Genomic DNA, 14565 nt, shown 5'->3' with positions numbered 1-14565 from the left:
GGTGACAGGCTCGGAAGTGTCCCCCTCGTTCCGGCTCGTGTACGTACCCGGCGTGATGCCCGGCAAATGGGTGCGCATCTGGAACGAGCGGCTGCCCGACGTCCCGCTGACCCTCACCCAGGTGTCCGCCGGGGCGGCGCAGGGCCTGCTGCTGGCCGGGGACGCGGACGCGGGCCTGGTCCGGCTGCCCGTCGACCGTACGGTCCTCAGCGCCATCCCCCTCTACACCGAGCAGACGGTCGTCGTGGTCCCGAAGGACCACCTCGTCACCGCGGCCGACGCGGTGTCCCCGGAGGACCTGGCCGACGAGATCGTGCTGCACCCCCTCGACGACGTGCTCGACTGGGAGAGCCCGCCCGGGCGGCCCGCCCTGGAGCGTCCCGCCACCACCGCCGACGCGATCGAGCTCGTCGCGGCCGGGATCGGGGTGCTCGTCGTACCGCTGTCGCTCGCCCGGCTGCACCACCGCAAGGACCTCACCCACCGGCCCCTGGAACCGGCTCCCGGGTCGGCCGTGGCGCTGGCCTGGCCGGAGGCGGCGACGACGGACCTGGTCGAGGACTTCATCGGCATCGTCCGCGGCCGCACCGTCAACAGCTCCCGGGGCCGCCGGCCGGAACAGGCCGCGCAGAAGCCCGCCGCGCAGAAACCCAGGCGCCCCGCCGCCGGCCGGCAGCAGTCCGGCGGGACCGCCGCGCAGGGCCGCCGGGGAGCCGGCGGGGGCGCGGCGAAGAACCCGCGGCGGGGCAGGCCCCGCCGCGGGCGGTGACACCCCGCTACCGGACGGTGGAGGACGGCGACGGTGCCGGAGAGACCGTGTTGAGGTCCTCCAGCCCCTTGGGGATCTCCAGCACGAGGACCGGCGCACCCGCCTGCGGGGCCGGCGGGGTCACCTGCTCGTTAGGCATCTTGGGCGGGCTGGTCTGCTGGAAGTTGACCTGCTCGTGATTGACCAGCCCCGTCTTCTCCAGCACCGTGATGTGGTCCAGCACCGTGTCGTTGGCCTGGTCGGCCAGCTGCCGGACCAGGGTGTTCCTGGTGTTGGCGCGGATGTTGGCGATGGCCGGGAAGATCTGCCCGTGGGTCACCCGCATGATGTTCACCGCCGTGGAGTCGAACTCCTTGCCGCCGGCGGACTTCACCGTCTCCACGAAACCCTGCTGCTGCGGTGACGCCTGGTTCGGCAGCGTGATGCCGAGCTCCAGGGAGATCTTGCGGCAGCTGGCGTCGAGCCGGCCGTGCCCGACCACCAGGTGCTCGCCCGCCTCCTTCATCTCGGGCGTCGTACCGCGCTCCATCGCCAGCAGCCCCAGCGGGTGCTCCCACAGCCCCGCCGCGCGCACCTTCACCACGAAGTCGCGGTCCGACTCGGTGAGCGGGCCGTAGTTCGTGTTGGCGACCACCCGGTCCTGCTTGGTCGAGGTGTTCTGTACGCCCAGCATGGTGGGGTAGGCGAGCGCGGTGAGGGTGAGGATCATGGCTCCGCCCACGAACGCGGTTCCTGCCGTGCTGCGCGAGATGCGCATCGTGCCTCCTGGGATGTGAACGGCCCAACAGCAGGAAGTACGGACGCGAGGCGGGAGACAATCACCGTTCGGGAGAGAATTTTCGGACCGGTCAGCGGGCGTACTCGGCCCGCCGCGCCGTGCTCACCACCTTGTCTCCGTCGGCGCGGCCGAGCAGACCGGCCAGGACCCAGGCGTCCACGGTCGCCCGCACCCGTGCCACCAGCGCTCCCTTGCCGCTGAAGGGCGCCCCGGCCCAGATCTCGTCGAGCAGCGTCGTGCCGTCCTCCCGGGCGGGATTGGCGACCGTGGAGTCCGACGTGCCGAAGATCACACGCGGTTCCGAGCGCCGGAAGTAGGCGTGCGTCGGGTCCTCGGTCCCCTCCGCGAAGGGCGCCAGCCCGACCCCGTCCAGCGTGTAGTGCAGGGGCCTGCCCGGGACCGGGGTGAGGGAGGGCAGCAGATCACCGGACAGGCCCGCGTTGCCGTACAGCCCGAAGCGCACCGGTTCCGGACCGGGCCTGCGGGCGACCAGGCCGACCGGGCCGAGGAACAGGGCCTGCAGACCGGGGTCGTCGGGGGCCTTCTCCACCCGCAGCCGGAAGGGCACGGAGATCCGTACGGTGTCGCCGTCGCGCCAGGACCGGGAGACCCCGAAGTACCGGCCGGGGACCGGAGCGCCCGGCACCGCGCGCCCGTTGACGGTCACCCGGAAGCCGGCGGCCGCCCAGGACGGCACCCGCAGCAGCAGCGTGAAGGAGGCCCGGCCGCCGCCGATGGTGAGCGTGCTGCCCTGCTCCTCCGGGTAGCGCGTGCTCTGTGTGACCGTCACGCCCTTCTCGGCCCAGGCCAGCCGGGAGTCGCTGTAGAGGTTGACGTACAGGGCGGAGCCGTCGGCCTTCGCGAAGTACACCGAGTCCTGGTACTTCGTGGCGCTCTCCATGCCGGTGCCCTCGCAGCAGGTCGTCCCCTGCTTGGGCGTGTAGTCCCGCACATGACCGGGCGTCAGGCCGACGAAGTAGGTGACGAGCGGCTTCTCCGCGTCCGGCCGGTCCTGCTTGGAGCCGAGCACCTGGTTGTAGAGGGCCCGCTCGTAGTAGTCCATGTACGCCGGGTCCTGCTCGTGGAAGAACAGCGCCCGGCTCAGCTTGAGCATGTTGTACGCGCAGCAGGACTCCGCGGTGGTGTCGCCGATGGTGCCCGCGATCACGCCGCGCGCCTTCCAGAACTCGCCGCTGCTGGTGCCGCCGATCGCGTACGTGCGGTGGGGTACGACCATGCCCCAGAAGTTCTTCGCGGCGGTGAGGTAGCGCTGCTCGCCCGTCTCGTCGTGCAGCCGCACCAGGCCCGTGAAGATTGGGATGTGCTGGTTGGCGTGCAGCCCTTCCAGGACGTCGGTGTCGGCCGCGCAGGCGTCGATGAGCCGGTCCAGGTCGAACAGCCGGGCGAGGGCGAGGTGTTCGGGTCGGCCGGTGAGCGCGTGCAGGTCGCAGACCGCCTCGACGATGCCGCCGAACTCCCCGCTGGAGAACAGCCCCCACATCCGCTGGAGGGTGGCCGCCGGCAACACGGACAGCCGTGCGTGCATCCAGTCGCACATGCCGGACGCCAGATCGAGAGCCCGCTCGTCGTCCGTGGCGAGGTACGCATCCAGCAGCCCCCGGAGGATCTTGTGCGCGGTGTAGTACGGCGCCCACACCCGCGTGTAGTCGCTGCCGGTCATCGACTCCAGCGCGATGAACTGGGTCTCCGGGTACGCGGCGAGGAAGCCGGGGTGGCTGGGCGCGCCCCAGGTGCGGCGCAGCCCGGCGTCCAGGCCCCGGCCGGAGGCGTCCGCGAAGGTCCCTCCGGCCGTCTCGTCGAAGGCGTAGGAAGCGAGGTCGCCCCGGCCGGCCGAGGTGTCGGCGGCACGGCCGGCGTGCAGCTCGGCGACCTCGTCGGCGGTCAGCGCCCGCGCGTAGACGTTGACGTCCTCGAACGCGCCCGCGAAGACGGGGTCGGCGGGGAAGTGGGAGCGGCCCAGCCAGTGGTGCGCGAGGGTGCCGAGCGCGGCCGGGGTCAGTGTCATGGCCGTGTTGCGGGCCACGGCGGCGCCGTCGACGTAGAGGGTGCCGGTGCCGTCGGCGACGGTCACGGCCAGGTGGCTCCACTCGTCGAGCGGCAGCGGGGCGGTGCCGTCGAGGCCCTGCTCGCCGCCCGGCCCCGAGGCGGTGACGGCGAACCGCGGCACACCGGCGGCGTTGCGCGCGGCCAGGTACAGGTAGCGGGTGGTGTCGTCGCCGAAGTCGAGGATCCTCGCCCAGGCGGCACCGTGCGCCGGCCGCACCCACGCGGACAGGGTGAGCGCCGGGGTCCCGTCGAGGACGGCGGCCGGAAGGTCCACGTACTGGTACGAGCCGCGCACGTTCTCCGCCGCGCGCCCGAAACGGCCCCCGGTGCTCAGCACGGCCGGCTCGCTCCGCAGCGCCTCCCGCACCTCGGCCAGGGCGCCCACCACGGTGCCGATCCGGTCCGCGAAGACCTGCTCGCCGGTGCTCCGGTGGGCCTGCGCCAGCATGGTCAGGAAATGGCCGGTGTAGTGCCCGCGCAGGTTGCCGTTGGCCTCCCCGTCCAGCCCTTCCCAGCCGCCGGGGGCGACCGCGCCCCGGGAGGACAGGCCCGCGTTGGCGCGGAAGACCTGGAGCAGCCGGTTCACGTCGTAGCCACGGGCGTGGTCGAGCATCAGCCGCCGTTTCGCGTCGAAGACGCCCGGCCCGAGTGTCACGTCCTCCAGTCCGAACGGCCGTACGGTCCACGCCGCCGGCACGCCGGAGGGGGTGGCCGGAGCGTTCGGTGCGGAGTGGGCGGGTCCGGCGGCAGCGGCGGGGACCGCCGTGGCCGCCGCCGTCAGTGCGGCGGTCTGCAAGAGGGTTCGTCTGGAGAGGGGCCGTGCCATGAACGCTCCTCTGTTCGATATTACGAACGCTGTACGAACAATCGACCAGACGATAGGGAGGGCGCGGCGGAGCGTCAACGGTCCGGGAGCGATCGGTTCCGGACGTCGGCGGAGACGGGCGGGGAGCGGGCGCCGGTCAGGGGCGCCGGGCGGTCTCCGCCAGCCAGGCGAGCGCCCCGCGCGCCGTGAACTCCCGCTGGCCGCCGCGCAGCAGCAGGCCGGCGGTGGCGAACTCCGGTGCGTCCGCCTGCCCGGCGACGTAGGGGAGCGCGATGCAGCGCATCCCCGCCGCGTGCGCGGCGGCGGCGCCCGGGGCCGCGTCCTCGACCACCACGCAGTCGGCCGGCTCCGCGCCCAGCCTGCGCGCCGCCTCCAGGAAGACGTCGGGGGCCGGCTTCCCGTGCGCGACCTCGTCGGACGGGACGACGGTGCGCAGATACGCGTCCAGGCCGGTGCCGGCCAGGATCGCCGCGATGGCCTCGGGGGAGGAGCCGGAGGCCACGGCCATCGGCACCCCGTCCGCCGCCAGCAGCTCGACGAACGCCCGCATCTGCGGGTACGCCTCCGTCCCGGTGCGGGCGAGCTCCAGATAGTGGCGGTTCTTGACCGCGAGCAGTTCCTCGACGGACGCGGACAGGGCGTACCGCGTCCGCCAGTCGGCGATCGTCTCCCGGGTGCTGATCCCGACGTAGCGCTCGTGCTCGGCGGAGGAGAAGTCCGGGACGCCGTACTCGGCGAGCGTCCGGCGGCCCGCCTCGTAGTAGTTCGGCTCGCTGTCCACGAGCGTTCCGTCGAGATCGAAGATGACCGAGAGGGCGCCGAGCGTGCTCATGGGGTCCAGGATGACAGGGCTCACTTCCGAGCCGTCCGGCCGATCGACTCCACCAGCGGCAGCAGCCGGTGCGGGACGCGTTCGCGCAGCGCCACCTCGCTGCGGGTGCGGACCACGCCCGGCAGGCTGATCAGCTTCTGGATCACGTCCTCCAGATGGGCGTTGTCGCGTGCCACGACCCGGGTCAGCAGGTCCCCGCCGCCCGTGATGGAGAACGCCTCCACGATCTCCGGCACGCCGGCCAGCGCGTCGCCCACCTCGTCCAGGTGCCCCTGGGTGACCTCGATGTGCACGAAGGCCAGCACGGGGTGGCCCAGCGCGGCGGGGGAGAGGGCGGGGGCGGTGCCGGTGATCACGCCCTCCCGCTCCATGCGGTCCAGCCGGGCCTGGAGTGTGCCCCGGGCGACTCCGAGGATCCGGGCGTACTCCCGCACGCTGGTGCGCGGCTGTTCCAGCAGCAGCCGCAGAACGCGGGTGTCGAGCTCGTCCACGGCCATGAGGCTCACGGTCCCGGTGTCGGCCATTGGCACTTCGATGGCCGTAGATGTGCCGTGATCACTGTACCAATGGCTCACTCGCACGAGAGCCGGTTGAGCCACTGGTGGGTGAGATGCTGATATGGACGAGTCGATGGCGCTGCGGACCCCGCGGCGCCTTTTTCGTGCCACGGCGCACACCAACGAATCCCAGGGGGCGGTACGTGCTGAAGAGGGTGTTCCTGGCTCCGGACCCGGGCCGGATCCGGCTGCGCTTCGCGGCGCGGGCCGTGCTCGGCATCGGCCTTGCCGTCGTCGTCTGCGCCCTGGCCGGACACTCGCTCACCGGTGCCGTCACCGGCGGCCTCGCCGCGCTGCTCGCCCTGTTCACCGTCACCGACCCCACCGTCCGGGGGCAGGCCCTGACCACGGCCCTGCTGCCCGCCGCCGGACTGCCGGTGCTCGCCGCCGCGGCCCTGCTGCACGACCACCCGGTGGCGCGGGACCTCGCCTTCCTCGCCGTCGTCGGACTCGGCGTCTACGCCCGGCGCTGGGGTCCGCGCGGGCACAGCCTCGGGGTCTTCGCGTTCATGATGTACTTCGCGGCGCAGTTCCTGCAGGCGAGGACGGAGCAGCTTGCCGAGGTGTCCGCCTCGGTCCTGCTGTCCGTGCTCACCGCGGCCGCGGTGCGCTTCGGACTGTGGTGCTACGAGCGCCGGCTGCCCCCGGCCGTCGTCCCGCCGCCGCCCGCCGGTACCGGGCTGGCCCGCGTCACCACCCGGCAGGCGATCCAGGCGACCACCGGCGCGGGCTTCGCCCTGGTGATGGGCCAGCTGGTGTCCGGTCAGCGCTGGTACTGGGCCGTCGGCGCCACCTGGTGGGTCTTCGTCAACACCACCTCGCGCGGCGAGACCCTGGTGCGCGGCTTCCGGCGGGTGCTCGGCACCGTCATCGGCATCGGGCTCGCGCTGTTCGTCGCCGTTCCCGCGCACGGCGACGGGCCCCTCACCGCCCTGGTCGTCGCCGTCTCCGTCTTCGGCATCTTCTACACGGCGGCCGTGTCCTACACCTGGATGATGCTCTGGGTGACGGTGCTCGCGGCCATGCTCTACGGCCTGCTGGGCGTGCTCACCCCCGGTCTGCTGGCGCTGCGGCTGGTGGAGACCGGCGTCGGCGCGCTGGGCGCCGCCCTCGCGGTGGCCCTCGTCCTGCCCGTGACCACGCACAGCGTCACCGACGCCTGGATCCAGCGGGCGCTGCGCTGCGTCCACGCGTGCACCGCGCAGACCGCGGCGCGGCTGGTCGGGACGGCGGGCGCCGACCCGGCGCCGACGGTGGCGGAGCTGGAGCAGTTGCTCGCCCGGGTGCGGCTCTCGGTCGCTCCGCTGGTGCATCCGCTCAACCCCATGCTGGGCCGCAAGCGCCGGGCCCGCCGGGTGCTCGGCCTGCTCGACGACTGCGCCCGGGAGATCCGCGGCCTCGTCGCCGTCGCCGCCGACCCGGAGGCCTCGCACGACGCCCGTCTGGCCGCCGCCTGCCGGCGGGTGGAGGCCGCCGTCGAGGCGCTCACCGGCGGCCGGGACCTCGCCGCACGGACCGCCCCGGCGGGAACCGGGCCCGCCCTGGCCCATCTGCACGGCCTGGAACGCGCCCTCGCCGAACTGGCCGCGCCCCTCCGGGCCCCGTCCGGCTCCCCACTGGTCGGTGCCTGACCCCCACAGACCGAACCCCCGCCCCCACCGGCCGGCCGGCAGGCAGCACACCGACCCGCCCGGTCCCCGGGCGGACCGCGTCCCGCGTGGTCGCGCCCGGCCACACGCGGGACGGCCTTCGCGGGCTTCCCACCGCCGTCACCGGCCGGAGCCGTGCCGACGGCTCGCCGAAGAGAGCCGCGTGGACGGCCCGACACCCCGGCCGACTTCCGCTCCTCCGTGCGGACGCGCCCGACCCAACGCACGGCGGCGGGGCCGCCCGCCGCCGGCCGGCCGGGGGCGTTCTGCCCGTCGTGTCCGACGGCGCGTCGAGGGTCCTGGCCGTCCGGTGCTGCAGTCCCGCCCGTTGGCCGCTGTGCGGACTGTCGCGCATGCGCGGGGCGGAGCGTGGGGGTCGACCGCCACCGGGCGGCCGGGGTGGTTCTGCCGCCGGGTGCGGCGGCGTGCCAGGACCCGCGGCTGCGCGGTGCCGCGGGCGGTGAATGCCTGTCCGGCCGGTGCTGCCGTCCCGGGTGGTCATCGGTCGGACGAGGGGGCACCGGACATGGCGAAGGGCCCGCCCCGGAATGCGGGGCGGGCCCTTTCGGCGTCGTGTGCCCGGTGTCAGTGGGCCGGGGTGCTCTGTGCCTGCTGCGGGGCGATGCCCAGCGCGGTCGTGTACTTGGCCAGGGCCAGCTTGCCGATCGCCGGGTACGGACCGAGCGCCTCGGCGGCCGAGCAGTCCGCCTCCTTCGCGGCCTCCGCGAGCAGGCTCGCGTCGATCTCCGGGCCGATCAGGTACGGAGCGAGCGCCAGCTGCTGCGAACCGGAGCCCCGCAGCTGCTCCGCCACGGAGGCGATGGAGCCCTCCTGGTCCAGGGCCGCAGCCATCACCGGCACGGCGAGGCGCGCGGCGAGCAGCATGCCGGTGATCCCGGCCGCCTGCACGGCCTCGTCCCCGCCCACGGAGGCCAGGATGATGCCGTCCGCCGCGGTCGCCACGGTGAACAGGCGGGCGCGGTCGGCGCGGGCCAGACCGGCCTCGGAGAGCCGCACGTGCAGCGCCTCGGCGAGCAGCGGGTGCGGACCCAGCACATCGGTCAGCTCGGCCGCGACGCGGCTCTCCATCACGGCCTGCCGGACCTGGCGCAGCAGCGCGCTGTCCGGCCCGGCGAGCAGCGGCACGACGACGGCGACGGGGCCGTCGGGCTCCTTCACGTCCATACCGGCGGCGCGGGCCTGCTCGAAGCGGGCGGTACGCTCCTCGGCCGCGTGCGCGAGGACGGACTGCAGCGTGGGGAACTCCTCGCCGTCACCGTCGAGGTAACCGATCCGCGCGTCGAGGCCGGGCAGCTCGGAACGGGCGATGCTCACGACCTCTTCGGCGAGCGAGCGGGTGGCAACACTGGGCGTACCCGGCACGGCGAGGACGAGCGCGGGCGCGCCCTCGGGAGCCACCAGGGGTTCGGGACGGCGGTGCCGTCCGGGCTGGCGGGGGCGCGGCATTCGTACGGGCAGGCCGGACGCGGGCCCAGTGGGGGTGCTCATGTAGCCGCATGTTAGTGGTTTCCCGGGCTCCCCTGTTCGGGGAGGGTGCAGGTGAGCGGTATCCGTCCGGTTTTGTCTGATGAGTTACGTACGGGCCCCGGAGTCGCGGGTGACGTCCTCACCTGCCGGACCGCTCACGCACAGCATCTTCTCGTCACCGGGGAGGGTGAAAGTGCCGGCGGTGAGGTCGTCCGCGATGCGCACCGCCCCCCACAGGGGGTCACCTTCGGCCTCGACCCGGAGTGCCCGCGGCAGCCGCTCCGCCAGCTCCTCGTCCAGGGGACCGAGCAGCACCGCGCCCATCCCCGACAGGCCTCCGGTGAGGGACACCACGGGCTCGCCCGCCGCCGGGCACACGGCCGCGGCGGAGTCGGCCATGTGCCGGGCCGCGGCCCGCAGGATCCCCACGGCGACGGGGTCGCCCCCGGCCGCGCACTCGCCCACCCGGGGCGCGAACGAGGCGAGCACCGCGGGCCGGTCGGTCCGCGGATACAGCCGGCCGGGCAGCCCGGCCACCGGACCGAACATGTCCTCCGCGCCCGCCAGCAGCCGCGCGGAGCCCCCGTCCCGCCCGTCGTGGGCGCGCATCGCCGCCTCCAGCCCCGCCCGGCCGATCCAGGCGCCGCCGCCGCAGTCGCCCAGCAGATGCCCCCAGCCGTCGGCCCGGCGCCAGCCGGTCAGATCGGTGCCGATCGCGATCAGACCCGTGCCGGCGGCGATCACGGCCCCCGGCCGCGGTCCGACGGCGCCCACGTACGCGGTCACCGCGTCGGCGGCCAGCACGGTCCGCCGCACGCCCAGTTCCCGGCTCAGCGCGCCCGGCAGCTCCTCCCGCAGCGCGTCCCCCAGACTGGCCAGCCCGGCCGCGCCGACGACGGCCGCGTCCGGCCGCCCGATCCCGGCCTCCGCGCACAGGCCCCGTGCCATCGGGACCAGTTGCTCCAGGAGATGCCCGGGGTCGATGCCCCGCGGCCCCGTCCGGACCGGTTCCCCGGTGGCGCCCCGGGCCAGCGGGCCGCGCCCGCGGGACCCGACGACGACCCGGAGACCGGAGCCCCCGGAGTCCACGGCGAGGAAACCGCTCCCGGTCACGGCAGACGCCAGTCCACGGGCTGGCCGCCCTGACGGATCAGCAGGTCGTTGGCCCGGCTGAACGGACGGGACCCGAAGAACCCGCGGTCGGCGGACATCGGGGACGGATGGGCCGACTCCACCGCCGGCAGATCGCCCAGCAGCGGACGGCAGTTGCGGGCGTCCCGCCCCCACAGGATGGACACCAGGGGCTTGCCCCGCCCGGCCAGCGCCCGTATCGCCTGCTCGGTGACCTCCTCCCAGCCCTTGCCGCGGTGCGCGCCCGGCTTGCGCGGGGCCGTCGTCAGCGCCCTGTTCAGCAGCAGCACACCCTGCTGGGTCCACGGCGTGAGATCGCCGTTCGACGGCTGGGGCAGGCCCAGGTCGGTGTTCAGCTCCCGGAATATGTTGATGAGGCTGCCCGGCAGCGGCCGCACGTCGGGCGCGACCGAGAACGACAGTCCCACCGCGTGCCCCGGGGTCGGGTACGGGTCCTGCCCGACGATCAGGACGCGTACCTCGTCGAAGGGCTGCTGGAAGGCCCGCAGGACGTTCGCCCCGGCCGGCAGGTAGGTGCGTCCCGCGGCGATCTCCGCGCGCAGGAAGTCCCCCATTCCGGCGACTCGTTCGGCCACCGGTTCGAGGGCCTTCGCCCAGCCCGCTTCGACGATTTCATTCAAGGGTCGTGGTGCCACGGGCGTCACCCTACTGCCGTGACGGCGGCGGAGATCAACCCGTGGCCGGGACCCGACGGGATCCCCGTCCGGCGCGTCCGGCTCATGCGAGGACCGCGGCGCGCACGCACAGCACGTCCGGCAGGTGCGACGCCAACTGCCGCCAGCTGTCGCCGTCGTCGGCCGAGGCGTACACCTCGCCGTTGCGGTTGCCGAAGTAGAGGCCCGACGGGTCCGCGCCGTCGTGCCACATCGCGTCGCGCAGCACCGTGCCGTAGTGGTCCTCCTGCGGCAGTCCCGCCGTGAGCGGCTCCCAGCTCCTGCCCGCGTCCGACGTCCGGAAGACGCGGCAGCGGCGGTCGGCCGGCACCCGGTCGGAGTCGGCGTTGATCGGGAACACGTACGCCGTGTCACCGCGGTGGGGATGGGCCACCACCGTGAAACCGAACGTGGAGGGCAGGCCCTCGCCGATGTCCGTCCAGCTGCCGCCCGCGTCGTCGCTCCGGTACACCCCCCAGTGGTTCTGCAGGTACAGGCGGTCCGGGTCGGCAGCGTCCCGGGCGACCTTGTGCACGCACTGCCCGAACTCCGGGTTCGGGTCCGGCAGGAACACCGCCGCCACCCCGGAGTTGGAGGGGCTCCAGCTCGCGCCGCCGTCCAGGGTGCGGAACACGCCTGCCGTCGACACGGCCACCGTCACGGCCCGCGGGTCGCGTGCGTCGGTCAGCACGGTGTGCAGGCCCTCACCGCCGCCGCCCGGCACCCACTTGTCGCGGGTGGGGTGCTCCCACAGCGGCCGGACCAGCTCGAAGGTCTCCCCGCGGTCCTCCGAGCGGTACAGCGCGGCCGGCTCCGTCCCCGCGTACACCACGTCGGGTTCGGCGGCGGCCGGGTGCAGCTGCCAGACCCGCTCCAGCGAAGCGCCCGTGTCCTTGGGGAACCTGACCGCCGGCTGGGCCGGTTCCGTCCAGCTGCGCCCCAGGTCGTCGGAGTGGAACACCGAGGGGCCCCAGTGCGCGCTGTCCCCTCCGGCCAGCAGCCGCGGGCTGCGGCCACGGGTGTCGATGGCGACCGAGTACACGGCCTGCGCGTTGAAGTAGGGGCTTTCGTCGAACTCCCAGGCGCCACCTCTCCGGCGCCCGATGAACAGGCCCTTGCGGGTGCCCACGGCGAGCAGTACCTCGGTCATGCCGATCACCTCCGCGACGTCCCCTTCGACGTCTTCGTTCTGGACACCGGTCAGTCTGCACCCCACCACTGACAGTGACCTCCGGATCGGCTGCGCCGCAGGTCGGGCCGGTGCGGCGACCGGTCGTCAGCCGGCGTCCGGGAGCGCCCGCCCGAGGATCGCGTCCACTCCGGCGTCCACCGGCAGCGTGCCGAAGGAGTACCCCCAGTCCCCGCCCAGCCGCGTCGCGCAGAACGCGTCGGAGACGGCGGGCGGGGCGTGCCGGACGAGGAGGGAGCCCTGGAGCGTCAGGGCCATCCGCTCCACCAGCCGCCTGGCGCCGGCCTGCGATCCCTCGGCCAGCTGGTCCTTCAGCCCGGCCACGGCCGCGTCCAGGCGTGCGTCGGCCCCGCGCGTCAGGGCGAGTTCGTCGAAGAGCGCCTGCGTGGTCGCCGTGTCCCGGCCGAGCGCCCGCAGCACGTCGAGGGCGTTGACGTTGCCCGAACCCTCCCAGATCGACAGCAGCGGGGCCTCCCGGTAGTGCCGGGGCATGCCGGAGTCCTCGACGTAGCCGTTGCCGCCGAGGCACTCCAGGGCCTCGGCGGTGAAGGCCGGTCCCCGCTTGGTGACCCAGTACTTGCCGACCGCGGTCGCGATCCGGCGGAACGCGGCCTCCCCGGCGTCCCCGCGCACCGCGCGGTCGGCCGCGCCGGCCAGGCGCAGGGTGAGCGTGGTGGCGGCCTCGGACTCCAGCGCCAGATCGGCCAGCACGTTGCGCATCAGCGGCTGGTCCACGAGCCGGGCCCCGAACGCGCTGCGGTGCCGCGCGTGGTGCCCCGCCTCGACGAGCGTCTTGCGCATCAGCGCCGCCGACATCATCACGCAGTCGAGGCGGGTGCAGTTGACCATCTCGATGATGGTCTTCACGCCCTGTCCCTCCGGGCCGACCAGCCAGGCGACCGTCCCGTCGAACTCGGGTTCGGAGGAGGCGTTGGACCGGTTGCCGAGCTTCTCCTTCAGCCGCTGGATGCGGAAGGTGTTGCGGGTGCCGTCCGGCAGCACGCGCGGCACGAGGAAGCACGACAGCCCGTCCGGGGCCTGCGCCAGCACCAGGAACACGTCGCACATCGGCGCCGAGGTGAACCACTTGTGCCCGTGCAGGGTGTAGACACCGGGTTCGGCGGTCGGGGCCGCCGTCGTGGTGTTGGTGCGGACGTCGGAACCGCCCTGCTTCTCCGTCATCCCCATGCCGGCCAGCAGCCCGCGCTTCCCGGCCGGCGCCCGCAGGCCCGGCTCGTACTCCCGGCTGGTCAGCAGCGGCTCGTACACCTTCGCCAGCTCCGGCTGTCGGCGTAGCGCGGGCACCGCCGCGTACGTCATGGACGTAGGGCAGCCGTGTCCCGCGTCGGTGTGCCCCCACACCAGACCGCCCGCGGTGCGGACGACGTGCGCGCCGGGCCGCTCGTCCGCCCAGGGTGCGGCGGCCAGCCCCTCGGCGACGGCCGTGCGCATCAGATGGTGCCAGCTCGGGTGGAACTCCACCTCGTCGATCCGGTGCCCGTACCGGTCGTGGGTGCGCAGTTCGGGCTCATGGCGGTTGGCCCGGTCGCTCCACTCCTGCACCTGCGCGCTGCCGGCCAGCCTGCCGAGCCGGCGCAGTTCCTCCTCCGCCCAGCCGGCGCCCTCCCGTCGCAGCCCCTCCAGCAGGGCGGTGTCGTCGGAGGCGTCGTACGGGGAGAGGGGAGGGGGCTGGTTGGTGACGTCGTGGGTGGCGCCGTGCGTGCCGGCGCCCTGCTGCTCGTCCGCCAGGGTGAGGGCCATGACACGAGTGTTGCATCATCCCTACAGTCGCAGCAATAGTGCAACACGGTCGGCGGCCGTAGAGTACGGCCCCATGCGGAGCAACGAACCGGCGCCGGCCCCGGACGAGGCGCTGCCGCGTCCCCTCTCCGCGCGGTCGGTCGTCCTGAGCCTGCTGCTGGGCGCGGATCCGCCGGAGCTTGCGGCGAAGGACCTCGGGCGGCTCCTGGAAGGCTTCGGCGTCGGAGGGTCCACGCTCCGCGCCGCGCTCAGCCGCATGGTCGCCGCCGGTGACCTGCGGCGCACGGACACCGGCTACCGCCTCAGTGACCGGCTGCTGGAACGCCGGCGCCGCCAGGACGATTCCGTGGAGCCGCGCACGCGCGCGTGGGACGGCGACTGGGAGCTGGTGGTGATCACCGCGACGGGCCGGGGTCCCGCCGAACGCGCGGACCTCCGTGCGCGGCTGACCGCCCTCCGGCTCGCAGAGCTCCGCGAGGGGGTGTGGCTGCGGCCCGCCAACCTGGAGCGCGGCCTGCCCGCCGGGCTCGACGAGGTGGCCGAGCGCTGCACCGCCCGCCCCGGCCGGCCCGCGCGGGAGCTCGCCGCGGGCCTGTGGCCGCTGGACGCCTGGGTGGGCACCGCCCGCACGCTCCTCGGCCGCATCGACGGCGCCGGCCGTCCCGCCGACCGGCTCGCCGCGTTCGCCGCCGTCGTGCGGCATCTGCTCACCGACCCCGTGCTGCCGCCCGGCCTGCTGCCGGCCGGCTGGCCCGGTGACGCGCTGCGGGCCGCCTACGCGGGATACCGGCGGGAGCTGACGGGAGAGATCCGCTCGCGCGTCGGCGGCGTGTGAGGGCGGGCG

The 14565-nt window shown here is 74.3% G+C and carries 12 protein-coding genes; 3 read left to right on the top strand and 9 right to left on the bottom strand.

Annotation, left to right across the window (positions count from 1 at the left end):
- Position 1: 1 nt before the first annotated feature.
- Positions 2 to 769, top strand: coding sequence for a LysR family transcriptional regulator substrate-binding protein (locus tag CNQ36_RS04465; protein WP_176116450.1), 768 nt, complete (start codon positions 2 to 4; stop codon positions 767 to 769).
- Between the two features lie 7 nt (positions 770 to 776).
- Here CNQ36_RS04465 and CNQ36_RS04460 read toward each other — a convergent pair whose 3' ends face one another.
- The 4 genes from CNQ36_RS04460 to CNQ36_RS04445 form a co-directional block, all read right to left on the bottom strand.
- The gene (locus CNQ36_RS04460) at positions 777 to 1526 is read right to left on the bottom strand and encodes a DUF4142 domain-containing protein (RefSeq protein ID WP_121545015.1); all 750 of its coding nucleotides are present in this window, start codon (positions 1524 to 1526) and stop codon (positions 777 to 779) included.
- 91 nt (positions 1527 to 1617) lie between these two features.
- Positions 1618 to 4440: a beta-L-arabinofuranosidase domain-containing protein gene (locus tag CNQ36_RS04455; protein WP_121545014.1), complete on the bottom strand. Its 2823-nt coding sequence runs from the start codon at positions 4438 to 4440 to the stop codon at positions 1618 to 1620.
- A gap of 136 nt (positions 4441 to 4576) precedes the next feature.
- Positions 4577 to 5272: an HAD family hydrolase gene (locus CNQ36_RS04450; RefSeq protein ID WP_121545013.1), complete on the bottom strand. Its 696-nt coding sequence runs from the start codon at positions 5270 to 5272 to the stop codon at positions 4577 to 4579.
- Positions 5273 to 5292: 20 nt separating this feature from the next.
- Positions 5293 to 5769 carry an Lrp/AsnC family transcriptional regulator gene (locus CNQ36_RS04445; RefSeq protein ID WP_121548368.1) on the bottom strand — a complete coding sequence of 159 codons (477 nt, stop codon included), beginning with the start codon at positions 5767 to 5769 and terminating at the stop codon, positions 5293 to 5295.
- A gap of 203 nt (positions 5770 to 5972) precedes the next feature.
- On the opposite strand from CNQ36_RS04445, the gene CNQ36_RS04440 reads away from it, so the two are divergent.
- Positions 5973 to 7460 (top strand): FUSC family protein, encoded by a 1488-nt coding sequence (locus tag CNQ36_RS04440; RefSeq protein WP_121545012.1) that lies wholly within the window; start codon positions 5973 to 5975, stop codon positions 7458 to 7460.
- Positions 7461 to 8063: 603 nt separating this feature from the next.
- Here the strand turns inward: CNQ36_RS04440 and CNQ36_RS04435 are convergent.
- The 5 genes from CNQ36_RS04435 to CNQ36_RS04415 form a co-directional block, all read right to left on the bottom strand.
- Entirely contained in the window at positions 8064 to 8987 is a 924-nt protein-coding gene (locus tag CNQ36_RS04435; RefSeq protein WP_004934736.1) for a sirohydrochlorin chelatase, read from the bottom strand.
- Between the two features lie 84 nt (positions 8988 to 9071).
- Positions 9072 to 10079: an N-acetylglucosamine kinase gene (locus tag CNQ36_RS04430; RefSeq protein ID WP_121545011.1), complete on the bottom strand. Its 1008-nt coding sequence runs from the start codon at positions 10077 to 10079 to the stop codon at positions 9072 to 9074.
- Complete coding sequence (locus CNQ36_RS04425) at positions 10076 to 10753, bottom strand: uracil-DNA glycosylase (protein ID WP_004934738.1); 678 nt, start codon at positions 10751 to 10753, stop codon at positions 10076 to 10078. The genes CNQ36_RS04430 and CNQ36_RS04425 overlap by 4 nt, the downstream gene beginning before the upstream one ends.
- 82 nt (positions 10754 to 10835) lie before the next feature.
- On the bottom strand, positions 10836 to 11990 hold the full coding sequence (locus tag CNQ36_RS04420) for a WD40/YVTN/BNR-like repeat-containing protein (RefSeq protein WP_121545010.1): 1155 nt from the start codon (positions 11988 to 11990) through the stop codon (positions 10836 to 10838).
- A gap of 57 nt (positions 11991 to 12047) precedes the next feature.
- Complete coding sequence (locus tag CNQ36_RS04415; protein WP_121545009.1) at positions 12048 to 13721, bottom strand: DNA alkylation response protein; 1674 nt, start codon at positions 13719 to 13721, stop codon at positions 12048 to 12050.
- A 73-nt stretch (positions 13722 to 13794) separates the two neighbouring features.
- Here CNQ36_RS04415 and CNQ36_RS04410 point away from each other — a divergent pair, with 73 nt between their 5' ends.
- On the top strand, positions 13795 to 14556 hold the full coding sequence (locus tag CNQ36_RS04410; RefSeq protein ID WP_121545008.1) for a PaaX family transcriptional regulator C-terminal domain-containing protein: 762 nt from the start codon (positions 13795 to 13797) through the stop codon (positions 14554 to 14556).
- The last annotated feature ends 9 nt before the right edge of the window (positions 14557 to 14565 follow it).

The organism is Streptomyces fungicidicus (assembly GCF_003665435.1).
GTDB lineage: Bacteria > Actinomycetota > Actinomycetes > Streptomycetales > Streptomycetaceae > Streptomyces > Streptomyces fungicidicus.
This window is presented reverse-complemented; position numbering and strand designations above follow the sequence as displayed.